A 24,617-nucleotide genomic window follows, 5' to 3' on the forward strand; every position below is an offset into this window, starting at 1 on the left:
ACAAGACATGACTACCTCTACGAAAGGCACCGCGCTGATCACCGGCGCCTCGGCTGGCATCGGCGCCATCTACGCAGACCGCCTCGCAAAACGCGGCTACGACCTCATCCTGGTGGCGCGTAACCAGGACCGTCTGACCGCGCTGGCACGCCGCCTCGCGGCCGAAACCGGCCGCTCGGTCGAGACCGTTGCCGCCGATCTGAACGACAAGGCCGCGCTCGCGAAGATCGAAGGCATCCTGCGCGATAACGGCAGCATCACGATGCTGGTGAACAACGCGGGGATCGGCTCGGTCGCGTCGATTCTGAACGGCGACGTCGACACGATGGAGTCGATGATCAACCTGAACATCACCGCGCTCACGCGCCTGACGTATGCCGTCGCACCGGTGTTCGCCAGCAAGGGTGCGGGCACGATCATCAACATCAGCTCGGTCGTCGGGATCGCGGTCGAGCTGCTCAACGGTGTGTACAGCGCATCGAAGTCGTATGTGTTGAGCTTCGGCCACACGCTTCAGCGCGACCTCGCGGACAAGGGCGTGCGCGTGCAGACCGTGCTGCCCGCGGCGACGGCAACCGAGTTCTGGGACGTGGCCGGCTATGCGAAGCAGAAGGAAGCCGCCAGCACGATGACGGCCGCCGACCTCGTGGATGCCGCGCTCGTGGGCCTCGACCAGGGCGAGCTCGTGACGATCCCGACGCTGCACGACGGCGAGGGTTGGACCCAATGGGAAGCGGCTCGCCGCGCGCTCACGCCTCATTTCGCCAACGCCAAGGCGGCTCCCCGCTACATGGCGGATGCCAAGACCGGCGCATGAATCGGCTCACTCATTTTTTCGGAAGGTATTGATGATGAACATCCTCAAGATCGGTGCGGCCATACTCGCGACGGCCACCGCGTTTGCAGTGCCGGCGGGCGCGTCGGCGCAGTCGCGCGGCAAGGTGCTGGTTGTCATGTCGAGCGCGCACGAGCTCGATCTGCGCGACGGCAAGAAGTACTCGACGGGTTATTACCTGAACGAATTCGTGGTGCCGTACCGCAAGCTGGTCGAGGCGGGCTACGAGCCGGTGATCGCCAATCCGGCCGGCGACATGCCGGTGATGGACGCGAACTCGAACAACAAGCTGTTTTTCGGCGGCGACGATGCCGCGCGCGCGGACGCACTGAAATACGCGCAGGGCATCGCGCAACTGAAGCATCCGAAGACGCTGGCGTCGGTCGTCTCCGAGGGAACCGGCGGTTATGTCGGTCTCTTTATCCCCGGCGGCCATGCGCCGATGGTCGACCTGCTCAAGGACCGGAATCTCGGCAAGATCCTGGTCAGCTTCCACGACAGCGGCCGTCCGACCGGGATCATCTGTCACGGGCCGATCGTGTTGCTGTCCGCGCTGCACGATCCGGATGCCTTCGTCGCATCGATGGTCGCCAACGACGGCAAGGCGAATTCGTTCGCGGCGGGCTGGCCCTATGCCGGTTACCGGCTGACCGTCTTCTCGACGGGCGAAGAGCAGCAGCTCGAAGGTCCGAACGGGCTCGGCGGCAACGTGCAGTTCTATCCGGTGAACGCGCTGGCCGAGGCCGGCGCTCACGTCGACACGGTGGCGAACTGGCACAGCAATGTCGTCGTCGATCGCGAACTGATCACGGGGCAGCAGCCGATGTCGGCACCGGAATTCGGCGACGTCCTCGTGGCGAAACTGAAGGCCCGCACGAACTGAGTTCGTCTGCGATGGGCGCGGCCTGGCGCGTGGCGTCCGGCCGCGCCGATTTCACTGCCGATGACCGGAAAACCATGCCTATTCGACATGGACCGGGCAATGGCCGGCCTTTAACGTAGGCGCGGACAAGTATCCGACGCCGCGCGAAGCGGTGGTCAGTCCTGTTTTGTTCGTCTGCCGGCGCGTCCCTCGGCGGACCTATTCACGGCTGGAAAGAGAGCCCATGTCCAGAGACAAAAATACGCTGCCGCAAGCGGGGCCGGTGTCGTCGCGCCGCATGGCGGGTCGCTTCAGACGCGTCGTCGCGGGGTGCATTGCGCTCCTCGTCGTCGGCGTCGTCGGATTCGCCGCGTTCGCATGGCGACCGGCCATTCGCGAAGTGGTCACGCCTGACCCGTCGAGCTTTTCGCCCGTGCTGATCCAGCAGGGCGCCAAACTGGCCGCCGCCGGGTTCTGTGCGAGCTGTCACTCCGTGGCGCGCGCAAAGCCGTTTGCCGGAGGCTACGCGATGAATACCGGTTTCGGCACCATCTACTCGACCAACATCTCGCCAGACCGCGAAACCGGCATCGGCAGCTGGTCCGAAGAAGCGTTTCGCCGCGCCATGCGTGAAGGCGTGGCGCGCGACGGCTCCCATCTGTTTCCGGCTTTCCCGTATGACCACTTCACCAAACTGTCGGATGCCGACGTGCATGCACTCTATGCGTTCGTGATGACGCGCGAGCCGGTGCATGCGGAGAACCATCCGAACGAGATGCCTTTTCCGTTCGGGATCCGCTCCCTCCAGGCCGGCTGGAAATTGTTGTTCTTCCATCCGGGGCGGTTCGAGCCGCAAGCCGATCAATCCGCGCGCTGGAATCGCGGCGCTTACCTGGCGGAGAGCCTGAGCCATTGTTCGGCGTGTCATACGCCGCGAGGGCCGCTCGGCGAGGAATTGACGAACCGCTTGTATCAGGGCGCGGCGGTCGACGGATGGTTCGCGCCGGCCTTGACTGCGGCGAATCCTGCGCCGGTGCCGTGGACGTCCGCGGAGTTGCTCGACTACCTGACGACTGGCGCGAGCCTTTATCACGGCACGGCGGCTGGGCCGATGGCATCGGTGACGCAGGAACTGGCCGCGCTCGATCCGGACGACCGGCAGGCGCTGGTGACCTACGTCGAGTCGCTGGGCAACGGCGGCGCGATGGCCGGCCACGTTGCTTCGGCGGTGGGCGCGGCACTGGATGCCGATGCCCACGACCGCGAGCGGATCGGCGACGCGGGCGGCCGTCTGTTCGTCTCGGCGTGCGCGTCATGCCACTACAACCGCGCCCCCGACGTCCAGGCCAACCGGCCGGAACTCGGCCTCAACAGTGCGGTGTACCTGGACGACCCTTCGAATCTGATTCGCGTGATTCTGTACGGCATCAATGCGAAGGACGGGGCCGGCGGCATCGTGATGCCGGGCTTCGCGCGCGGCATGTCGGACCAGGACGTGGCGCAGATCGCCGCCTATTTGCGCAGCACGCGCACCGACAAGGCGCCGTGGCCGAATCTGGCGAAGCAGGTCGCCGCGATCCGTCATGCAGGACCAGGAGAGACCCGATGACACGTTTTCATATCAACGGCCGTCCGATGACCGTCGAGACGGACGAGCAAACGCCGCTGTTGTGGGTGATCCGCGACGAGGTCGGGCTCAAGGGGACCAAGTTCGGCTGCGGCATCGGCATGTGCGGCGCATGCACGGTCCATGTGGGCGGCCGCCCGACGCGCTCGTGCGTGACGCAACTCGGCGCGGTCGACGGGGCCGAGATCACCACGATCGAAGGACTGGATCCGCAGGGGCAGCATCCGGTCCAGCGTGTCTGGCGAGACCTCCAGGTGCCGCAGTGCGGGTACTGCCAGTCCGGTCAGATCATGCAGGCAGCCGCGCTGCTCAAGGACTTCCCCGCGCCGACCGATGCGGACATCGATGCGGTGATGTCCGGCAACCTTTGCCGTTGCATGACGTACACGCGCATTCGCGAGGCGATCAAACAGGCGGCGCGGGACATGGCGGGGAACGACGCATGAGCCGGGCCGAACGAGGCGGCATGACCGTCAATCTTTCCCGGCGTTCCTTTCTCGTCGCGACGGCCGCGACAGGAGCGATGTTCGGCTTTGCACGCACGGCGTTCGCGCTGGACGCGTCCACCCCCGCGCATGCGGACCCGGCCGCATCGGCTGGACCACTGTTCGAGCCTGCCGTGTGGTTCGGCATCGATCATCAGGGGATCGTGTCCGTGAACGTTCCGAAGGCGGAGATGGGCCAGCACATCGGCACGGCGATCGCGCGCATCCTGGCCGACGAGCTCGAAGCCGACTGGACCATGGTCAGGATCGTGGGCGTCGATACGGACCCGAAGTGGGGCTTCATGGTGACGGGCGGCAGTACGTCGGTATGGGCGACGTTCCCGGTGTTCAGCCGCGCCGGGGCCGCTGGCCGTATCGCGTTGATCGACGCGGGGGCGAAGCTGATGGGCGTCCCGGCGGCAGCCTGCGTGGCCCGCGGCGGAGCGGTTCACGCCGCCGGCCGGTCGATCGGCTACGGCGAGATCGTGCGCCGCGGTAATCCCGCTCGCCGCTTCTCGGCCGACGAACTGAACGCGCTGGCGATCAAACCGGCGGCCAGTCGGACCTTGATCGGCAAACCGGTCAAAGCCCTCGACGTTCCGCACAAGACCACGGGCGCTGCGGTCTATGGGATCGACGTCGATTTGCCGGGGATGGTCTATGGGCGTCCGAAGTTGCCGCCCACGCGTTACGGCTCGAAGGTGGTCGCCATCGACGACAACGCGGCGCGCGCCGTCAAGGGCTATCTGCGCAGCATTGCGCTGAACGATCCATCGGACACGGTGCCCGGCTGGGTAATGGTGGTCGCGGAAAGCTACTACGCGGCGCTGCGCGCAACCGACCTCGTCAAGGTGCAGTGGCAGAGCGGCGACACGTCGACGGTGTCGGAGCAGGACCTGCTCGATCACGCGGCCGCGCTCGTTGCCGATCGCAACCAGGGTGCGCTGCTCGACACCGGCGGCGGCGACGTGGACGGCGGCCTCGCGAGCGCGCACAAGACGCTCGAAGGCACCTACACCACGGCCGGCGTGCTGCATTTTCAGCTTGAACCAGTCAATGCCGTTGCGTTCGAGAAGAACGGCGTGTTCGAAATTCACACCGGCAATCAGGCGCAGGGCTTCATTCTGCCGGTCCTCGCGAAGGCGCTTCAGGTGCCGGTCGAGCGCATCGTCATGCGGACCTATCTGATCGGCGGTGGTTTCGGCCGCCGGCTGAACGGCGACTACGCCGTGCCGGCCGCGTTGACGACAAAGCTGCTCGGCCGTCCGTTCAAGATGGTGTTGACGCGGGAAGACGACACGCGGCTCGATTCGCTGCGCTCGCCGACCTTGCAGCGGTTGCGGCTCGGATGGAACGATGCCGGCAAGCTCGTCGCGATGGAACACGTGGCCGTCGCGGGCTGGCCGAGCCTGACGGTGTTTCCGGGAAACATGCGGAAGGGCACCAACGGCGCGTCCTATGACCCGTTCTCGATCTCGGGCGCGGACCACTGGTACGACGTCGACGCGCTGCGGGTGCGCGCCGTGAACAACGATCTCGCGCAAAAGAGCTTTCGGCCGGGGTGGTTGCGCGCGGTCGCGCCTGGCTGGACGAACTGGGCGCTCGAATCGTTCATGGACGAGGTGGCGCACGCCCGGAGGGTCGATCCTGTCGCGCTGCGCGTCGCGCATCTCACGGGCGCCGGCCGCAACGCGGGCGTCGCGCCGAGTTCGGTGGGCGGCGCGCTGCGGCAGGCCAACGTGATCCGGCGGGTGGCGGCGCGCGCCGGCTGGGGACGCGCGATGCCGGCCGACACGGGCCTCGGCATTGCCAGTTCATTCGGCCAGGAGCGCGCGATGCCGACATGGTGCGCATGCGTCGCGGAGGTCAAGGTGGACCGGCGCACGGGCCGCGTGACGGTTCAGAAGCTATGGATGGAAATCGACGCGGGCTCGATCGTCGACCCTGACGGCGCACTGGCCCAGGCTCAGGGCGGCACGCTGTGGGGATTGAGCATGGCCCTTTACGAAGGCACCGAATTCGAGAAAGGGAATGTGAAAGACCTGAATCTGGACACCTACACACCGCTGCGCATGATCGACGTGCCGGAGATCGACATCGCGTTCGTCGACAGCGCGCAAGCGCCCGTCGGACTGGGCGAGCCGCCGACGACCGTGGTGGCGCCCGCGATCGGCAATGCGATTTTCGCGGCGGTCGGCGTGCGGATGCGCCACCTGCCGATCCGGGCTGCGGCGCTCAAGGCAGCGCTGGAGCGGCATTGACGTGACGTCTGCCTCGCGGCGCCTGTCGCGGCCTTTCGCGACCTGCTTGCGACCCGCTTGCGACCGCGAGGTGGAGGAGCACAACACGATGAAACAACCCTTCTACAAGATTCTTATGTGCAGGTGCTGGCGGCGATTGCCGCGGGCATCCTGCTCGGTCATCTGTATCCGCATCACGCGTTGGCGATGAAGCCGCTGGGCGATGCCTTCATCAAGCTGATACGCATGATCATCGGGCCGGTCATTTTCTGCACCGTGGTGACCGGCATCAGCAGCATGGGCGACCTCAAGAAGGTCGGGCGGGTCGGCGGGAAGGCACTGATCTATTTCGAGGTCGTCTCGTCCGTGGCGCTGGCGATCGGGCTGCTGTTCGGCCAGCTGCTTCATCCGGGAGACGGATTCAACGTCGCGATATCGTCGCTCGATTCGCGGGCGGTCGCGGGCTTCGTCAACCAGTCGGAACATCTCGATGGACTCGGCGGGTTCGTGCTCGGCATCATCCCGACGTCGTCTTTCGATGCGTTCGCCAAGGGCGACACGCTGCCGATCCTGTTCGTATCGTTGATGTTCGGCATCGCGGTTTCCGCGGCCGGCGATCACGCCAAAGGGGTGACCGCGACGATCGAGAAGTTTTCCGCGGTGTTCTTTTCGCTGGTCAAGATCATCACCCAAGCCGCGCCGGCTGGCGCGTTCGGGGCGATCTCGTTTACCGTCGGGAAATACGGCATTGCGTCGCTGATACCGTTGTTCAAGCTGATCCTGACGTTTTACGTGACCGCGCTTGCGTTCGTTGCGATCGTGCTGGCGGCCGTCGCGAGATTGTCCGGCTTCAGCGTGTTTCGCCTCCTCGCGTATTTGAAGGAGGAGCTGTTCATCGTGCTCGGTACGAGCACGTCGGAGGCGGCGCTGCCGCAACTGATGGAGAAGCTGGAGCGGCTTGGCTGCTCGAAAGCGGTGGTCGGACTGGTGGTCCCGACGGGCTACTCGTTCAACCTCGACGGCGCCAATATTTACATGACGCTGGCGGTGCTGTTCCTTGCGCAGGCGACGAATATCCATCTGACGACAGGGCAGGAGGCGACCTTGCTCGCCGTGAGGATGCTCACGTCCAAGGGTTCGAGCGCCGTCGTCGGCGCGGGCTTCGTCGCGCTGGCGGCGAGCCTCGCCGTGGTCCCGACGGTGCCGGTCGCGGCGATGGTGCTGATCCTCGGCATCGACCGCTTCATGGCCGAGTGCCGCTCGCTGGTCAACTTCATTGGCAACGCCGTGGCAGTTGTCGTCGTATCGGCGTGGGAAGGGGAACTCGACTGCTCGAAGATGAACGCCGTTCTGCACGGCGAGCGCAGTGTCGTCGTGACTGACGAAGACGTGACGTTCGTGCGGGCCGACGAAGCCGAATAAAGGGAGGATCTGTGGAGGACCGACGATGGAAGTTGCCGGTCCGCGGGACGCCGTTGCGCATATTGTCGCCTGGCGAACCCATCGAATGCACCTGAGACGACGGTCGCGGCGAGGGCGTATCTGAACCGCGTCAGGGCCTATTCGACCTGCGGGGCGTCGTCGCCGCGCCCCCAGTCGTGAAGCGCCGCGTCGTCAAGCGAGACGATTCTTCAATACGCATATCCGCGAAAATGGTGTTGCCACCGCCTTTCAGGTGCCGCTGGGCCGTGCGGCAGGAGAAACGGCGCCACTCCTCGTGGAAAGGGTTTACCTTTCGGCGTTGTAAAACTCGTTCCCGCCTCGGCTTTAATCGTTGGCTGGCACACAAAATGTGTGCCGCATGACGTGTAATTTGTCTTTCTTAAAACGCAGGTCCACCTAGTATGGACGCTATTCCGCCCTCCATTAAAGCGGTATGGCTTAAGATGCTTGGCTGTCATCTCCGCCCTGTCGTTGATCTCGGCATGCCGTCTCCGGTGCCCATGGGTGGAGAGCGCGGCCGTGCCGTGCGTCATGGCATGGCAAAAGGCTATGGAAGAGCGGAATTCCGCCGGTTGGCCTTTAAGTATGGAAAACAGAGGGATCCGATATAACGAATTATTGAAGGTAGTCCCTACTAGAGGGGTTGGCAAGCGTGACACGCACGAGTCCGTCACGGGTTATTTGACAAGGAACCGTCCGGGACGTAGCGGGCATGGCAGCACTCGCTTTCGTCGAGGACTGCGCAGTGCCCGACGCAACGGATCGCAAGCCAATGGGATGAGCAAGGGACATGACGTACCTCGATAACGGCCTGTCCAATCTGGTCGGCCGGCTATACGACGCCGCTCTCGATAGCAGTCAGTGGGCTGGGATGGCCTCCACGATCGCCAAGGCGTTCAACGGGAATAGTGCCGTCCTGAAGCTCCATGACGGCACGAACGTGCAACTGCTGGAGATGACCGACAACCTTCATCTACCACAGGCGCGCCTGGACTGGGCAACCCACTGGCACCAGAATGACCTTTGGGTCCATCGCGCGGCGGCCCGCAGCGTTGAGACGATTTTCACGGACCGCGATCTCGTCACGCCTCGCGAGCAGCGTGAAAGCGGTTTCTATCGGGAGTGGCTGCGCGAACTCGACATCCATCATGTCGTTGGCACGCTGTTTCCTGTCGGTGGCGGCGCGCTCGGCGTGCTTGGTGTTCACCGGCCCAAAGCGGCGCGGCATTTCAGTACCGGAGACCGCGCGCGCGCCGCATTCCTTCTTCCACATCTTCGGCGCGCCTTTCAGTTAAGTCAGCGCCTGTCTTCGATCCAGCACGATGTCGCGCAGGAGGCACTGAATCGCGTCGATATGGGCATCCTGGTCGCGAATCAATCGTGCCAAGTGCTGTACGCGAATGCGATGGCGGAGCATCTGTTTCGTTCGAGGCAAGCGATTCGTGTTCGCGCAGGACGCATCTGCCTTGATGACGACGCATTGCATGAGCGGCTGGTGCAGTTGATCCAGTCGTCGATATCAACCGCGTCGGGCTGGGCTGTTCCGCTAGGGCGCACGTTGAAGGTTCCATGTGCCGGTCGGTTGCCGTTGACATTGAGCGTCAGTCCATTAAAACCGAGTGGCCTGATCCAGACGGTTACACCGCTTGCCCTCGTGATGCTGCGCGATCCGGAATATCCGACAGCGAACGTACGCTGTCTGCAAGCGTTGTTCGGCTTAACTCCGACCGAATCGGCCATCGCCGCCGACCTCGGGATGGGGCTTTCGCTCGATGGGATCGCGCAGCGCAAGGGTATCGGTATGGGCACGGTGCGGTCCCATCTGAAGCGAATCCTTGCCAAGACAGGCACAAACCGGCAGGCCGAGGTGGCGGTGCTCGTCGCGCGAAGCGTGGCGTTGCTCCGGTCGCCGGAGGAGAAAGTCTCTCCCAAATGAGAGGCGACAGGTGTCTTTATCGTCGGTAATCTTTTGCCCGGTACGAAGAGCCTTTTCCGTCGTGTCCCGTCGACAGGTGCAAGGCTTCCAACGTCCATGAACTCACTGGTAAGCGATACGTCGGTCCGATTTTCAAGTCATATGAAAAGGATTCCTTATCGAATGACCCGGCGTTCACACACGTGGCGTACCTGATGTGTCTTGTGAGGTGAGGCACACCGTCGGAAAGACGTGAAGGGGGAAGGGTGCCGGACGCTGGATATTGTGTTTCCAGTGTTAGAGAGCAAGGAAATGCAGATTGACGATTGAATAAATAGGAATACTTATGAAACCAATTACATGGATGCTGATGGCCGCCTGCCTCTCGCTTACCGCGTGTGGCGGCGATGATGCTTCGACGATAGGCAGTGCCTCGTCGTCCGGCCCCTCATCTCCTGGAGGTGGTGGAAATGCCGGAGGCGGCAATACGGGTGGGAATACGGGTGGTGGAAATACGGGCGGCAGTACGTCTCAGACACAGGCGGGTTGGAGCCAAGCCGTCGCACTCGACGGCAAGACGCTCGCTTTCGAGCCTAGCACGACGATCGATGGGAGCGGCGATACCCTTGTGACGTGGATGACCAACGGTCCCTCGGGCGCGGGTGGCAACGAGATGTGGGGCGCGCGGTATGTACCCGGCGCAGGCTGGAGCACCGCAACGCGGCTCGATACCGGTGATGGAACGCACCCGATGACCGGACCGGGCACCATTCAACCGCAATTGGTCGGCAATGCCGCAGGCCAAGCGGTCGCGTTCTGGACCGAATGGATGCCCGGTCCGAACATGTACGCGCTGTGGGCACGCCCGTTCAGCCCAGGTAGCGGATGGGGAACGCCGTACGAAGTGGCGCCGGACGTCACGAGTTCGACCTACACGGCCGGTATCGACGGACAGGGCAATGCCCTTGTCGCGTTCCCGCAGTCGATCAGCCTTCTCGATTCCCGTATCGCGTGGGTGCGATATACGCCGGATGGAACGTGGTCGCCTACCACGCAGATTCAGATGCCAGTGCAAACCGGACCGGGAGCCGTGACGGGGGATACCACCAACTTGCGGCCCATGATCTCGGTCCTCTCCTCTGGTCGCGCCGTACTCGCGTGGGGACAAACCAACGGCACACAATCGGCCATCTGGACGGCGACCTATGACGCAACCAACGGTTGGACGAACGTCAACCCGGCCGTGACGAACACGAGCCTGTTCACGGACATCGATGCACCAACAGCCGGCATGGATGCGAAGGGCAACCTCACGCTCGTGTGGGGGCAGATAGACGTCGCCAACGGGAAGATCATGACCACCACCATGTCCCAGCGTTACATGGCGGGCACGGGATGGCAGACCGCGAAGCAAGTTGCGCCGGAGATCACGGAAGCGTCGGGCTTCATCGCCAAACCGATGTTGGCTGTCAGCGAGAACGGCGCGGCCGGCGTCATGTGGGCGGAGGGGGGAGCCGTTCTGAAAGCGAGCGTGGCGGACACCGATGGAAATTGGGGCCCGCTGCAGACGCTCACGGAGCATCTGAATTCGTCGGCGGGACAGCTTCCGCCGATCGTGATCGATGGCGCGGGTAACGTTACCGCCGCCTGGCAGGACATGGGGACGTCGAATTCATCGGACGTCATCGCGAGTAGCTATCGCAATGGGGCGTGGACTGCGACGACGTTCGGTCAGGACCCACAGTCGTCATCGTGGCCTGCGCTTGCCGTCAACGCCGCCGGCTCGATGGCGCTCGTCTGGCAAAACGACAATCTGAACGTCGGTCCCCAACTGCAAACCAGTTTTTACACCCCGGGACACTAACCGACCACGCGAACCTGCTGCTGTCCGCGGGAGCGACGGCGGCGGGTGTGTTTGTACGTTGCTGCTGGACTAGCGCGTGTTCGTCCGAGCGCGCGAATGCCGCGTCGCAAGGTATGTCGATTCAAGGAAAACATCATGTTTCGCAAAGCCGTATGTATCAGCCTCTGTGTTGGGATGGCCGCCTGTGCCGGTATGGGTGATAACGATGCCAATCATCCTTCCCCCTTCGACAGCGCCTATCTCAAGTCCCACGTCATTCCAGGCAAGACCACTGAAAGCGACATCGCCCAAATGTTCGGCGAACCCTTCCAGAAGCAGAGCTTCCCGCAACTGGGTAAAGACATGTGGGTGTACTCCAACCTCCATACGTCGGGTCAGCGGAGCCGGTTTTTGTCGATGGCGGGCATGGCCGCTGGCTTGATTCCCGGCGCCGGGATGCTTGCCCAGGCGACCAACGCCGGACAGATGGTGGATGCCACGTCGGGGCCGACAAAAACCAAGACGATGCAGTTCGAATTCAACAACAGCAACCACACGGTCAGGAGCTGGTTCGGCGACGTACAGTAAAACGAACCTTCGGGACGAACAGGTCGCCGCGACGTGTTGAGTATTGTGGCGTGTACGGCGACATGAAACTTCGGGAGGCGGTCAGGACATGATCAGGCTGAGAGTATCGGCAAGGCAGGTATCGACAGCACGCATCCGGCGTGCTTGTTGTGCAGGCTTTTATGATCGTGGCGTCGAGACCGGTATCGAGTAGCGGTGAAGCGCGATGGTCTTGCACACTCCCTTGTATTCCTATCGATTCACTACGTTGAGCGTGCCAGAAAGTGAACGTCTCGACGCATGGGCCGCGGCGCTCTCGCTGTGCGATTACGATCTGCCGACCGACGCCACGGTGCCGTTCGATGCCGAATTCTACGCAATGCGCTTTGGGCCATTCGTGCTGACGTCGCAACGTTGGGTTCGGCCAGAGCCTCCTGTGTCTTATCGAGCGAGTCGAAGCACACGAAAAATCCTGGCCGACGGACTGGACTATTTTCACCTGATGTTTCAAGTGACGGGCAGCGTGGTGGGGGAGTGTGGCTCTCGGCAAGTTCGGGCCCAAGTAGGTCCACTGTGCGTGTTGGATATGAGTCTGCCGTTCGACTACGTCGTGACCGCCGGGGATGTCATCGGTTTGCTGATTCGCCGCGATGTACTCCAGGCGCTGGATCTGCATCAAGGCGACGACATTATCGATCCGACGATGGGCGTCATCCTTGCCGAGTATCTATTCATCCTCCGGGACAACATGTACAAACTCAGTGTCGGCGATGTCCCGTACATCGCGCGGGCCACCAACGCCCTTCTGCATGCGGCGTTGATGCGTTCCAGCGAGGCGCTGCCGGACGACCTTTCCGGGGCCGATCTCGCGCTGATTCGCCGTGCCCGACAATTCATGGAAGTAAATCTGCAACGGGCAGATTTGACGCCTGAAAAGATCAGCGATGCTATCGGCATCTCGCGTGCCAAGCTATACCGACTTTTTCAGGGTTGTGGGGGCGTCATGCGCCAGGTTCAAAGGAGACGTTTGGCTCGTGCCTATGATGCCCTGACGGACCCGGATGTACCGAAACAGCGCATTGCTCAGGTAGCCCGTTGTCACGGTTTCATGGATGAAAAATACTTCAGTCGGATTTTCCGGGCGACGTTTGGCTGCACGCCACGGGAAGCCATGGAACGTCGACGCGCAGCGCGACTTCAGCCGCGCGAATCGACGTCGCGAATATTGGGTCCGTCGTTTGTTCAATGGCTCAAAGCAGACGAAGCTATGTCGCATTGTTTTTGAATTTGACGATGATTATCGAATGGAAGGGGCGGCGGTGAGGTCCCGAACTGCCTGGTGGCCGGTCGTCGTCGCTACCCTCTTTGCGACGGATGCTCTTGTGGCTGGCCCCGACCTGAATCAGTGTGCCATCGACGCTGAAATGTTCGCCCGACAGCAGGCCCCGTTTCCGCGCCGTTTCCACCGTCGCGTTGAACAGCTCCGTCACCGCGTCGAATTTCAGTAGCCGATCCCGGTTCTTGCTGAACACCGAGTGGTTTCAAACCGCATCCTCGATCGACAGGCCTACGAACCACCGAAACAGCAGGTTGTACGAGATCTGCTCGACCAGTGGCCGCTCGCTGTTGTACAGCACCTGCAACCGCATCGCCCGCATCAGTTTCTCAGGCGCGATGCTCGGTCGGCCCCCCTTCACGTCGACTTCGCACATCGCCGAGAACTTCGCATCCATCTTCGACCGTGCTTTGTTCAGCCGAGTCCGGATCTGGCGCAGCGGATGCGCCTGCGGAACAAATTCCTCCAGCCTCACCGTGCTGAACAACGATTCGTTGTAACCGTCCGCGCCTCGCATCCGCCTGCTCTTCCTTGATCCCGGGAGCCTACATCGTGCAGGACGGACCGACGTATTTCAACGATCTGTTAGACCACTACATTCGCGCTGATCAGGTGGCTGAAAACCCGACCGGCCCGGCCCCGACGTTAAATGGCAGATTCGATGCGGACCAAGGCGAGATGAGGTTTTTATCGCGCACCGGGTGGAAGCAAAACCGTCACGTCGGCGTCGAGTAGCCCCGTCACGTCGGGGCCGCCGCAGTGACACACAACCGGCCTACGGTGCCCGGCGTCCTTTTGGGAGACTGCTCTCAATGTTCTCAAGAATGCGATTCTCCGGTAAGCCCAGGCGGGTTCGGCTGGGGCATCTTCAGAAGTATCGCTTGCGTCATTGAGATTTCGTCTAAATCGCTTCGATGCCGAATGGGAATAATTTTCAAAAACAGAATTTCTTTGGAAAAAAATTTCAGATCATTCAGGCGATAATTGCACGAGATCAAGCCCGCATTGGCTGGTTTTTTGAAGAATTGAGAAGGGAGCCCTTGTGAAATCAGAAAATACCCATCTGACGCAACGCCGATTGTTCGGCATTTTATTGGGATTTCAAGCTTCGATTCTCGCTGCGGTGGCCGTTCACCTCTTTTTTCATACGCCGGATAGACAATTCGCAACGTTCATCACGATATACGCGCCCACCTACTGGGTTATCGCGTTTGCCTTCCATCTAATACATAAATATCGACAGTGACGATTGCGCCGACGGTTGGCCGTGGTTTGCAATTTTCAATTACAACGGATAAGGAGTTGCATTGCCTGAAAATGATTATGATTCGTTTGCTGCGGCGTATGGCGCTGACAACGAAGCGAATGCCTGGAACGCTTTCTACGAACGACCCGCGATCCTTTCGATGGCCGGAGAAGTCGCCAATCTTCGCGTGCTCGATGCGGGGTGCGGCGGTGGAGCGCATGCAGCGGCACTCGTTGAAAAAGGCGCGAACCTCACCGGCATCGACTCGAGCGCGGGGTTGTTGAACATCGCTCGGAGCCGCCTGAAAGGGCGCGCGTCGCTGATCCTGGCGAACCTGAACGAGCCGCTACCGTTTGCCGGGGAGGCTTTCGATCTGATTCTGGCGTCGCTCGTCATGCATTATCTACCGGACTGGTCGCTGCCGCTTTCGGAGTTCAATCGAGTGTTATCAAGAGGAGGTCGACTGATCTTTTCCACCCACCATCCGTTCATGGATCATGAACTGGCAGGTCGCGAAAATTACTTCGAAACATATAGCTTTACGGACACATGGCAGCGTGGCGGAAAGGACATCGCGATGCGGTTCTGGCATCGGCCACTCCATGCCATGGTCGACTCATTGGCGGTGGCCGGGTTTCATATCCAGACGCTGAGAGAGCCACAGCCCGATCCCCGCGCCCGCACTCATTTCCCGCACGCATACGAAAGCCTGAGTACGAAGCCGCGATTTATTTTTTTCTCGGCGATGAAGTCATGACCCGCCGCTCATTGCGAGTGGGGCAAGGCCGGTTTCGAATATTGAAAAATAAATCTGTCGAAATCGTGATTTCCGGAACGTTGCGCCACGGCCGTTCATGGTCTCACCGTGCCGCACCTTGAGTTGAAGTCAAAACTGGTGTCTCGCGGAGTTGGGGCGGGAGGTTGCAGGCGGTGGAGGTCAGCCCCCCGACGCGCCATCCCATCCCCCTGATCTAAAATTCAGATCATGATAATTTGGCGAGGCTTCCTCCCGCATCGGGCGATGCCTAGCATCGTCGTCACGCTACGGTGGCACGCATCGAGCGCCGCGCGGCCGGAGCGAGCATCCGGTCGAAGCACACTGGCTGATACCGATCTGGAGACTGGATGCATCCCCTCATTGCCTGCGCCGAGCCCCCGGGGCGCAAGCCAACCGCCACGACGGCGCGCCGCGCGGCGCAACCCGGCAACGCGGCCGGGCGTGCCGCGCTTCGCGCCGGTCTGTCCGCGCTGCTGCTCGCCGCCAGCGCGATGCTGCTGCCACGCCTGGTGGCGGCAGAAGCGGCACCCATGCCGCCTTCGGCCACCGCGGCACAACCCGCGCCTCCACCACCACGGCAACCCGAAATCCGCGTCGCCGAAGGCGCCGACACGCCCACCTCGATGCCCGGCAACATCGCGCGCAACACGGCCACCGACAACATCCTCGGCAACGTCGTCGAATCATTGGTCGCCCTGCGCGCCGACCTGAGCGTCGGCCCGATGCTGGCCGACAGCTGGGACATCTCCCCGGACGGCAAGACCTACACCTTCCACCTGCGCCCCGGCGTGCGTTTCCACGACGGCACCCCGATGACCTCGCGCGAGGTGCGCTGGAGCTACGCCTACCTGATGAAGCGCAGTTCGGGCTTCGAGTGCCGCAACGTCTACGACGGCAGTCGCGGCGCGCGCGTGCTGGACGTGCGCACGCCCGACCCGATGACGGTGATCTTCGATCTCGATCGCCCGAACGCGCTGTTCCTCACGCGCATGGTCGACCCGCGTTGCCCGCTCGCGGTGCTGAGCCCGTCCAGCGTGGACGCGGCCGGCCAATGGCTGAAGCCGGTCGCCACCGGCCCGTTCGAGTTCGCCGAATGGAAGCGCGGCCAGTACGTGCTGCTGCGCCCGTTTCCCGGCTACCGCCCGCGCCCCGAACCGCCGAGCGGCCTGGCCGGCGCGAAGCACGCCTACGGCGACGTGCGCTTCGTCGTGATCCCCGACGAAGCCGCGCAGAAATCCGCGTTGGTCGCCGGCCAGATCGACCTGATGTCGGTGGGCGAGAACGGCGTACTTCCGCCCGACCCGCGCTGGCACGTCATTTCCGGCCCCAGCACCGACTCGGCGATGCTGCTGATGCAGACGCGCGATCCGCTGCTGTCGGACCTGCGCCTGCGCCGCGCGATCTCGCTCGCGGTGGACCTGCCGGGCATCGTCAACGCGGTCACGGACGGCCGCGCCCCCTACGATCCGTCGCTGGTTCCGAACGCCACGCGCCAGTTCACCCCGGACGACGCCAAGGGCTACACCCGCAACCTGCCCGAAATGCGCCGCCTGCTCACCGAAGCCGGCTACCACGGCCAGACGCTGAGCCTGGAGACGAGCCGGCGCTTCCCGCACATGTATACGATGGCGATCTACCTGCAGTCGCTGCTGGCGCAGGCGGGCATCGCCACGCGGCTGGACATCGTGGAGTGGGGCAAGCAGCTGGCCGATTTCCGCTCGGGCCGCTTCCAGTTGATGTCGTTCGCCTACTCGGCGCGCATCGATCCGGAACTGATGTACGGCGACGTGCTCGGCGACAAGGACAGGCGGCCGATGGCGCAGTGGGAGAACCCGCGGGCGCGGGCACTGCTGCGCGGCCTGCAGGGCGTGACCGACGAGGCCGAACGGCGCCGCGTGTTCGACCAGTTGCACGACCTGATGCTCGCCGACGTGCCGATGCTGATGATGTACTACGTGCCGGACCTGCAGATCGCGAGCAGCCGGCTGGACGGCGTCGCGTCGTGGCCGATGCGGCGCACGCGCGTGTTCAACGTGACCAAGCACTGACCCGCAGCGAGACTTCCGCATGTTGAACTACGTATTGAAACGGATCGTGATGGCGGTGCCGTCGGTGGCGATCGTCACGGTGCTGGTGTTCGCGATGATCCGCGCGATCCCCGGCGACCCGGCGCTGCTGATGCTCGGCGACATTAACGACCCGGCGCTGCTGGCACAGATGCGCCACGGCTTCGGCCTCGACCGCCCGCTGCCCGAGCAGTTCCTGCTCTGGCTCGCGCACCTGCTGCACGGCGACCTCGGCATGTCGATCGTGCGCCACCAGCCGGTGGGCGAGCTGATCCGCACCACGTTTCCGGTCACGGCGCAGATCGTGCTGGCCGCCACCTGCATCGCGGCGCTGGTGGCGATCCCGGCAGGGCTGGTGGCGGCCTGGCTGCAGAACCGCCGGACCGATTCGGCGATCGTCTTCACGGGCATCCTGTTCGTCTCGCTGCCGAGCTTCTGGATCGGCATCCTGTTGATGTGGGTGTTCGGCGTGAAGCTGCAATGGCTGCCCACCTTCGGCTACCAGAGCTTCGCCGAGGCCGGCTGGGGCTCGCTGCGCTACCTGCTGCTGCCGGTGGTGGCGGTCGCGCTCGGCGAGATCGCGGTGCTGATGCGCGTGATGCGCGCGAGCAGCATCGAGGTGCTGCGCCTCGAATACATCGCGCATGCGCGCGCCAAGGGGCTGTCGGAGCCGCGCGTGATGCTGCACGCGCTGCCCAACGCGTTCGGCCCGACGCTGACGGTGGTGGGCCTCGTGCTGGGCCACCTGCTGGCGGGCGGCGCGGTGATCGAGACGGTGTTCACGCTGCCCGGCATGGGGCGCCTGCTGGTGGACAGCATCTACGCGCGCGACTATCCGGTGGTGCAGGGCTGCCTGCTCGTGATCGCGCTGCTCTACGTGCTCGTCAATCTCGTCGTGGACCTGCTGCGGCCGGTCTTCGATCCACGCATGAAAATCTGAATGAAACGCTCCCTGTTCAAACGCTTCAATCTCGCGGCCGGCTCGCTGCTGGTGGCGTGGCTGGTGCTGACGGCCGCGGTCGGCCTGGTCTGGACGCCCTACGATCCGAGCGCGGTGGACCTGGTGGCGCGCTTCGCGGCGCCGGGCGCGCAGCACTGGCTCGGCACCGACGAGTTCGGCCGCGACGTGCTCTCGCGCATCATGGCGGGCGCCTCGGTCAGCCTCACGGTCAGCCTCGGCTCGGTGCTGTTCGCGCTGCTGGCGGGCACCGCGCTGGGCACGGTGTCGGCCTACGCGGGCGGCGTGATCGACCGCGTGGTGCTGGTGATCACCGATTCGTTGATGGCGTTCCCGGGCCTGCTGCTCGCGCTCGGCATCATGACCGTGGTGGGCGGCTCGAGGGGCGCGGTGGTGCTGGCGCTGGGGCTGGCCTACACGCCGTCGGTCACGCGGCTCGCGCACGGCGGCACGCTCACGCTGCGCGCGCGCGACTTCGTGGTGGCCTCGCAGGCGATGGGCAACGGCGGCGCCTGGACCTTGTGGCGCCATGTGCTGCCGAACATCGTCACGCCGCTCCTGGTGTTCGCCACCTCGCTGTTCGGCTCGGCGCTGCTGGCCGAAAGCGCGCTGAGTTTCCTCGGCCTCGGCGTGCCGCCGCCAGCGCCCACCTGGGGCGGGATGCTGGCCGACAGCCGCGACGCGATCGATCGCGCGATCTGGCTGGCGGTGTTCCCCGGTGTTTCGATTTCGCTGGCGCTGCTCGGCATCAACCTGCTCGGCGACGCGCTGCGCGACCTGCTCGATCCGCGCATGAAAGGAGTGATGCGATGACCTCGCAGATGAAAGGCACCGCGTCGGCGGCGGCAAACGCAGCGACGCCGGACGCGCCGCTGCTGCGCGTCGATTCGCTCGCGCTCGGCTTCAACGTGCCGGGCGGCGACGTCAAGCGCGTGGTGGACGGCGTGAGCTTCGAGCTGGCGGCCGGCCAGTCGCTGGCGGTGGTGGGCGAGTCGGGCAGCGGCAAGACGCTGATCGGCAAGACGCTGCTGGGCCTGCTGCCCGATTCGGCGCGCGTGCTCGGCGGCGGCGTGAGCTTCGGCGGCGCGCCGCTGCTCGCGCAAGGCGCCGCGCAATGGCGCGCCACGCGCGGCACCGGCATCGGCATGGTGTTCCAGGAGCCGATGGTGTCGCTGAACCCGGCGTTCCGGATCGGCGTGCAGCTGACCGAGGCGCTGATGCGCCGCCGTGGCCTCGCGCGCGAGGAAGCCACGCAGCGTGCGCTGGCGATGCTCGAACGCGTCTACGTGCGCAATCCGCGCGACTGCATGAAGCGGTATCCGCACGAGTTCTCGGGCGGCATGCGCCAGCGCATCGTGCTGGCCTCGGCGATGCTGCTGCGCCCGAAGCTGCTGATCGCCGACGAGCCCACCACCGCGCTCGACTGCGTGGTGCAGAAGGAGGTGCTCGACGTGATGATGGAGCTCACGCGCGACGAAGGCACGGCGCTGATTTTCATCAGCCACAACCTCGCGCTGGTGGCCGCCTATACCGAGCGCGTGCTGGTGATGCGCGCGGGCACGGCGGTGGAGGCGGGCACGGCCGAGCGCGTGCTGTCGCGGCCCGCGCATCCGTATACGCGCGCGCTGCTGGAGGCGCTGCCGAAGCGGCCCGACACGCCACCGGCCGCGATCGACGAGCGCCGCGCGGTGCTGGAGATGCGCGAGGTGGCGGTGGACTACGCGCAGCCGCGCGGCGGGCGGCTCGCCGATTGGTTCAAGCGCAGGGCGTCGGGTTCAAGCGGAGGCGCAAGCACGGCCAGCGCCCGGCGCGGCATGGTGCGCACCGTGTTTCCGACCTCGTTCCGGCTGCATGCGGGCGAGACGCTCGCGATCGTCGGCGAATCGGGCAGCGGCAAGACCACGCTCGCCAAGGTCGCGCTGGGCCTCGTCGCGGCGGCCGAGGGGCAGGTGCTGCTCGACGGCGCGACCTATCTGGACGGCGGCGCGAAGCGCCTGCAGGCCGCGCGCCGCGCGGTGCAGATCGTGTTCCAGGATCCGTACTCGGCGCTCGATCCGCGCATGCGGGTGGGCGAGCTGGTGGCCGAGGGGCTGCGGCTGAACCGCGATCTCGACGCGGCCGGGCGTGCCGCGCGCGTGGCCACGGTGCTGGCCGACGTCGGCCTCGGCGAGCACGCGCGGCGCTTCGTTCACGAGTTGTCGGGCGGCCAGCGCCAGCGCGTGGCGATCGCGCGTGCGCTGGTGAGCCGGCCGGCCGTGATCATCGCCGACGAGCCGGTGTCGGCGCTCGACGTGACGGTGCAGAAGCAGGTGCTCGATTTGTTCACGTCGCTGCAGGCGCGCTACGGTTTCGCCTGCCTGCTGATCTCGCACGACCTGGGCGTGGTGGAGCAGATCGCCTCGCGCGTGCTGGTGATGCTGCGCGGCCATCTGGTCGAACTCGGCACGCGCGCGGCCGTGTTCGACGATCCGTGCCATCCGTACACGCGCCGGCTGCTGCGCGCGGTGCCCGAATTGCATGGCGACGGCGCCAACGGCTTTCGCGTGATGGTGCGCGAGGTGCCGCCGGCGCGCGGCGAGGCGGCCGACTATTTCGACCCGGACGGCGCGGCGGGCCGGCTGCCGACGCTGCATCGCGTGGAGGGTCGCGACGGGCATTGGGTTGCGCGTTATTGACGGGAGGCGCCGCCGCGAGTTGAAGGGAGGAGGGCAAGCGGGCATCCCGCGAACCCCTCCGCCGCCGACGGACGATGAAAAACGGGCGCCCGCCATCGGCGAGCGCCCGTTTCATGCATCGTCGCGCGATCAGAACTTGTGGCGGATGCCGAACACCACGGCGGCCTGCCGGTCGCTCGACGAGCTGGACAGGTTCGCGATCGCGGCCACGGCCTTCTTGCCCGTCGAATCGACGCCGCTCGCGTGCTGGTAGAGGCCGACCAGGTAGAGGTCGGTGCGGCGCGACAGGAAGTAGTCGGCGCCGAGGTTGACCTGGTTGTAGGTGGCGCCCGAGACCGAGCCCACCGAGCTGCCGGCCGTGTAGGTGTACGCGGCGCCCAGTTGCAGCGCCGGCGTGACGAGGTACGACGCGCTCAGTTCGCCGATGTTGAACTTCGCGGTGCCGGCGAGGTGCAGCGGGTTCAGGCCCGCGCCGCTGGTGGCGCCGAGGTGCTGGAATTCGACGTTGCTGTAGACGCCGCCGATGGTGGCGCGGCCGAGGTGGTACGCGGCGCCGGCCGAGATCACCTGCCACGCGCCGGCCGAGGCGAAGCCGCTGAACACCGGGTTGGTGACGTTGGCGGCGTTCGCGGCGGTGGCCGAGTTGGCGTTCGGGTTGGTGCCGAACACCGAGTAGTTCGGGTTCTTGGCGCGTTCGAACGCGACGCCGAGCGCCACGGGGCCGTTGTCGTAGCCGGCGCCGAGGCTGTAGAGCTGGTTGCGCGTGACGTCGCCGGCCTGGCCGCCCAGGCTGTACATGCCACCGAACTTCAGGCCGTTGTAGCTGCGGCTCGCGTACTTGATGGTGTTGTTGATGCGGTAGCTGTTGTCGAGGTTGTCGATGTCGCCGGGATGCGCGCCGTAGATGCTGCCCCACTCGGTGCCGGGGACGAACTTCTCGAAGTTGGCCGATTCGAAATCGCCGACGTAATCGCCGAGCGAATCGTACTGGCGGCCGAGCGTGACGGTGCCGTAGGGCGTTTGCAGGCCGACGTAGGCCTTGCGGCCGAACAGGTCGCCGCCCTGGCCGAGCGCGCCGGTGTTGACGCTGTAGCCGCCCTCGAGGCGGAAGATCGCCGCGTAGCCGCCGCCGAGATCCTCGACGCCGCGCACGCCCCAGCGGTCGCCCTGCAGGTTGCCGGAGGAGGCCGAGTACTGGCGGCCGCCCTTCGCGTTGGAGTTGAACGCGAAGCCGGTATCGATCAAGCCGTACAGCGTGACGGTGCTTTGCGCGTGCGCGGCGCCCGAGAGGGCGAGCAGCGCCGCGATGGCGGGAAGGCTTTTTTTCATCTTCGTGGTCCTCGGCCGAGCCGATGGGTGTGGTGTGATGCGGGTGTTGCCGAACGTGTCCCCGCCCCCGACCTGATTGGTCGAGAGGAATGCTAAGCAGGCAATTTTTTGTCAGGAAGACCGATCGTATGCATCGTGATCTGATTGGGCGATCACCCGCAAAGCGCGGGGCGGAGCGCGGTTTTCGCGCGTGCGGGCGGCGCGACGGCGCCGCGTTTTTCGGTCCGGGCCAAGCCGGGAGGACGCGATGACCCTGAGCCAGTTGCGGGCCTTCTGCGTGGTGGTGGAGCAGGGCAGCTTCCGCGCCGCCTCGCGCACGCTGAACATCGCGCAGAGCGCGCTGACCCACGCGATCCAGAGCCTGGAGGCGGAACTCGCGGCGCCGCTGCTCACGCGCTCGCACCTCGGCATCAGCCTGACGCCGTTCGGCGAGCGGCTGCTGGTCCGCGCCGGCGCGATCCTGCGCGACTGCGAGCGGATCGACCAGGACATGCGCGAGCTGCAGGGCCAGCCGAGCGGACGGATCGCGCTCGGCGTCACGTCCGAGCCGCTCGCCGAGCTGCTGATGCCGGTGCTCAAGCGCTTCATGGCCGACTATCCGAACGTGCTCGTGCATGTGTCGAGCGGCTCGTCGAAGATGCTGACCGAGCGGATCCGCGACGGGCGGCTCGATTTCGCGCTGTGCCCGCTCGCGCCGAACCTCGCCGACGCGGATCTCGAGATCGACCGGCTGTACCGCTCGACGGCCGCCGTGCTCGCGCGCGCGGGTCACCCGAAGGCGGGCGCGACCAGCATCGACGAGCTGGTGGACTGCGAGTGGGTGGGCTTTCGCCGCGAGGGCATCGCCGGCTTCGCGGCGAACCGGCTCGTCAAGATGTTCGGCGAGCGCGGCCTCGGCATGCCGAAGATCGTGCTGACGGCCGACACGCTGCTCGAATCGCTCTACTTCGTCAGCGAGACCGACTACCTGACGGTGGACCCCGGCGTGCTGGCCGACCTGAAGCTGTTCTCGGGCGCGCTGATCCGGATTCCCGTGCGCGAGACCTTCAGCTCGCGCGACATCTGCCTGGTGCGGCGCAGCACCTCACCGCCCACCGCGGTCGCGCAGGCGCTGGCCAGCATGCTGGCCTCGTACGCGCGGCTGCGGCGCGGCGTGACGGGCGCCGGCAGCCCGCACGGCGAGAGCGATGACGAGGATGAGGGCGAGGATGACGACGGCGGCAGCGCCACGCTCTAGGAACCGCCGTCATCGGCTCCCGATTCGTTGATGGCTTGCGTCAGCGGTTCGAATCCTGTCCGCATCAAGATGAAAATTGATGCGGACGCTAATTTGCGGCTATTGAGGAACTTGCAAAATATTATTGCGCAAATGTTCGAGCGTGTAGTAGTACCAGTCGGTGCCATTTCCTGCGGTTTTCCAGGACGTGATGGTTTTCCAGTTCTCGGGTTTTTTGACGTTCCAGCAGCCTACGCTTTCAAGTTCGTTGTCGTGTGGCCACGGAGATATTTTATTCTTTTCCGTAAATTCAATGACTTTATTGTATTCGTTGATTTTCCATTTGTTTTTTATGATCTCGTTTATGATTTTCACCGAGTTCGGCATGGAGGTGGAATGTATTTTTGAGCTGGTAGAGATGACGTCTTCACCGTTTGCTGCGCAAAAGTATGCGGCTCCCCAGGCGCCGACTTTTGGGATGTTGAAATTTTTAATTTCTTTTTTCGAGTAAGAGGGTAAGGCGAGCCCTGTCTCTTCAGAAAACTCGCGCGCGGCGGCCACGTCAACAGCTTGGCCTTCCGTTCCGCCCCCCGGTAGTGCGTATAGCCCCGGGCCATTCTTGATATCCTGACCCGCGGAGTAGACGTCTCCCGTCTTGCCGTCGCCAAAGTAATACCCTTTTTTGCGTTTTTTGGCGATGAGAAACCAGCCATCCTGGTTGTATAAAACGGCATAAGCTGAGGCCATGATAGTCTCCGTGGTTGATTGGCTGGCGGCGATTTTATGAACGAGAAAGGCCGCCGGCTCCTACGCTACGCGATTTTGCGATTCGTGTGAAGCGGTTGTAAAGGTGAATTTCATGGGGGTAAATTTACAATTCTGAGTCGATTGAACAAGTTGCTATGTAATTTTTGTCCAGGAAGGCTGTTTCGAATTCGCGTGCAGTGTTTCTGTAATTTCACCGATCGAAACGATCTTCTTCGCTATTTGCCGCCGACGATACGGCATTCCCATCTCGGGTTCAGGTTGAGCTGGCGGATCCAGGTCCCCGCGAGTCCGCGCGGGCCGCTCGCACGCGCGCCGTGATCGAAAATTGCGATCACGATAGGCCGGAACCGGCTTCCTCGGCCGGCCGTGTGTGGTTAGCATCGGTGTCCATGAACCCCGTCCATCGACGGTCCAACGCAACCGAGGAA

18 protein-coding genes and 2 pseudogenes are annotated in these 24,617 nt (G+C 64.2%); 16 read left to right on the top strand and 4 right to left on the bottom strand.

The genetic code is table 11. From position 1 onward, the window contains the following. The first annotated feature begins 7 nt into the window (after positions 1 to 7). The 10 genes and pseudogenes from bpln_RS07255 (at position 8) to bpln_RS07300 (ending at position 13,102) form a co-directional block, all read left to right on the top strand. Positions 8 to 817 (top strand): SDR family NAD(P)-dependent oxidoreductase, encoded by an 810-nt coding sequence (locus bpln_RS07255; protein ID WP_055138455.1) that lies wholly within the window; start codon positions 8 to 10, stop codon positions 815 to 817. Positions 818 to 848: 31 nt separating this feature from the next. Next, positions 849 to 1,718, top strand: a complete 870-nt coding sequence (locus bpln_RS07260) for a type 1 glutamine amidotransferase domain-containing protein (RefSeq protein WP_244131898.1) — start codon at positions 849 to 851, stop codon at positions 1,716 to 1,718. A gap of 223 nt (positions 1,719 to 1,941) precedes the next feature. Continuing rightward, positions 1,942 to 3,306, top strand: coding sequence for a c-type cytochrome (locus bpln_RS07265; protein ID WP_244131896.1), 1,365 nt, complete (start codon positions 1,942 to 1,944; stop codon positions 3,304 to 3,306). Continuing rightward, entirely contained in the window at positions 3,303 to 3,770 is a 468-nt protein-coding gene (locus tag bpln_RS07270) for a (2Fe-2S)-binding protein (protein WP_055138457.1), read from the top strand. Before bpln_RS07265 ends, bpln_RS07270 begins: the two co-directional genes overlap by 4 nt. Before the next feature lie 20 nt (positions 3,771 to 3,790). Continuing rightward, positions 3,791 to 6,070, top strand: a complete 2,280-nt coding sequence (locus bpln_RS07275) for a xanthine dehydrogenase family protein molybdopterin-binding subunit (protein ID WP_244131895.1) — start codon at positions 3,791 to 3,793, stop codon at positions 6,068 to 6,070. 88 nt (positions 6,071 to 6,158) lie between these two features. Then, positions 6,159 to 7,471 (top strand): annotated as a pseudogene (gene dctA / locus bpln_RS07280) (C4-dicarboxylate transporter DctA). 811 nt (positions 7,472 to 8,282) lie between these two features. Further along, positions 8,283 to 9,428 carry a helix-turn-helix transcriptional regulator gene (locus bpln_RS07285; protein ID WP_055138460.1) on the top strand — a complete coding sequence of 382 codons (1,146 nt, stop codon included), beginning with the start codon at positions 8,283 to 8,285 and terminating at the stop codon, positions 9,426 to 9,428. Positions 9,429 to 9,753: 325 nt separating this feature from the next. After that, the gene (locus bpln_RS07290) at positions 9,754 to 11,271 is read left to right on the top strand and encodes a hypothetical protein (RefSeq protein WP_055138461.1); all 1,518 of its coding nucleotides are present in this window, start codon (positions 9,754 to 9,756) and stop codon (positions 11,269 to 11,271) included. 135 nt (positions 11,272 to 11,406) lie between these two features. Then, positions 11,407 to 11,838 carry a hypothetical protein gene (locus tag bpln_RS07295; protein ID WP_055138462.1) on the top strand — a complete coding sequence of 144 codons (432 nt, stop codon included), beginning with the start codon at positions 11,407 to 11,409 and terminating at the stop codon, positions 11,836 to 11,838. Between the two features lie 253 nt (positions 11,839 to 12,091). Continuing rightward, positions 12,092 to 13,102: a helix-turn-helix domain-containing protein gene (locus tag bpln_RS07300; protein ID WP_244486970.1), complete on the top strand. Its 1,011-nt coding sequence runs from the start codon at positions 12,092 to 12,094 to the stop codon at positions 13,100 to 13,102. A 40-nt stretch (positions 13,103 to 13,142) separates the two neighbouring features. Here the strand turns inward: bpln_RS07300 and bpln_RS07305 are convergent. Together bpln_RS07305 and bpln_RS35175 are read right to left on the bottom strand one after the other, a co-directional pair. Continuing rightward, positions 13,143 to 13,670, bottom strand: a pseudogene (locus bpln_RS07305) (transposase); the annotation flags it as partial. Positions 13,671 to 13,971: 301 nt separating this feature from the next. Then, on the bottom strand, positions 13,972 to 14,322 hold the full coding sequence (locus tag bpln_RS35175) for a hypothetical protein (RefSeq protein ID WP_148653957.1): 351 nt from the start codon (positions 14,320 to 14,322) through the stop codon (positions 13,972 to 13,974). A gap of 138 nt (positions 14,323 to 14,460) precedes the next feature. On the opposite strand from bpln_RS35175, the gene bpln_RS07310 reads away from it, so the two are divergent. The 5 genes from bpln_RS07310 (at position 14,461) to bpln_RS07330 (ending at position 20,876) form a co-directional block, all read left to right on the top strand. Beyond that, entirely contained in the window at positions 14,461 to 15,156 is a 696-nt protein-coding gene (locus tag bpln_RS07310) for a class I SAM-dependent methyltransferase (RefSeq protein WP_055138464.1), read from the top strand. Between the two features lie 368 nt (positions 15,157 to 15,524). Continuing rightward, positions 15,525 to 17,225 carry an ABC transporter substrate-binding protein gene (locus bpln_RS07315; protein WP_148653958.1) on the top strand — a complete coding sequence of 567 codons (1,701 nt, stop codon included), beginning with the start codon at positions 15,525 to 15,527 and terminating at the stop codon, positions 17,223 to 17,225. A gap of 19 nt (positions 17,226 to 17,244) precedes the next feature. Then, on the top strand, positions 17,245 to 18,183 hold the full coding sequence (locus bpln_RS07320; protein WP_055138465.1) for an ABC transporter permease: 939 nt from the start codon (positions 17,245 to 17,247) through the stop codon (positions 18,181 to 18,183). Next, the gene (locus bpln_RS07325) at positions 18,184 to 19,014 is read left to right on the top strand and encodes an ABC transporter permease (protein ID WP_055138466.1); all 831 of its coding nucleotides are present in this window, start codon (positions 18,184 to 18,186) and stop codon (positions 19,012 to 19,014) included. Then, entirely contained in the window at positions 19,011 to 20,876 is a 1,866-nt protein-coding gene (locus bpln_RS07330) for a dipeptide ABC transporter ATP-binding protein (RefSeq protein WP_244131893.1), read from the top strand. Before bpln_RS07325 ends, bpln_RS07330 begins: the two co-directional genes overlap by 4 nt. A gap of 129 nt (positions 20,877 to 21,005) precedes the next feature. Here the strand turns inward: bpln_RS07330 and bpln_RS07335 are convergent, their stop codons facing one another. Further along, a complete protein-coding gene (locus bpln_RS07335) occupies positions 21,006 to 22,205 on the bottom strand; it encodes a porin (protein WP_055138467.1) in 1,200 nt (399 codons plus the stop codon). A gap of 247 nt (positions 22,206 to 22,452) precedes the next feature. On the opposite strand from bpln_RS07335, the gene bpln_RS07340 reads away from it, so the two are divergent. After that, complete coding sequence (locus bpln_RS07340) at positions 22,453 to 23,442, top strand: LysR substrate-binding domain-containing protein (protein WP_063891205.1); 990 nt, start codon at positions 22,453 to 22,455, stop codon at positions 23,440 to 23,442. 99 nt (positions 23,443 to 23,541) lie between these two features. Here bpln_RS07340 and bpln_RS35180 read toward each other — a convergent pair whose 3' ends face one another. Then, positions 23,542 to 24,168, bottom strand: coding sequence for an NUDIX hydrolase (locus bpln_RS35180; RefSeq protein ID WP_148653959.1), 627 nt, complete (start codon positions 24,166 to 24,168; stop codon positions 23,542 to 23,544). Positions 24,169 to 24,617 lie beyond the last annotated feature (449 nt).

This window comes from Burkholderia plantarii (assembly GCF_001411805.1).
In the GTDB taxonomy this organism is placed as follows: domain Bacteria; phylum Pseudomonadota; class Gammaproteobacteria; order Burkholderiales; family Burkholderiaceae; genus Burkholderia; species Burkholderia plantarii.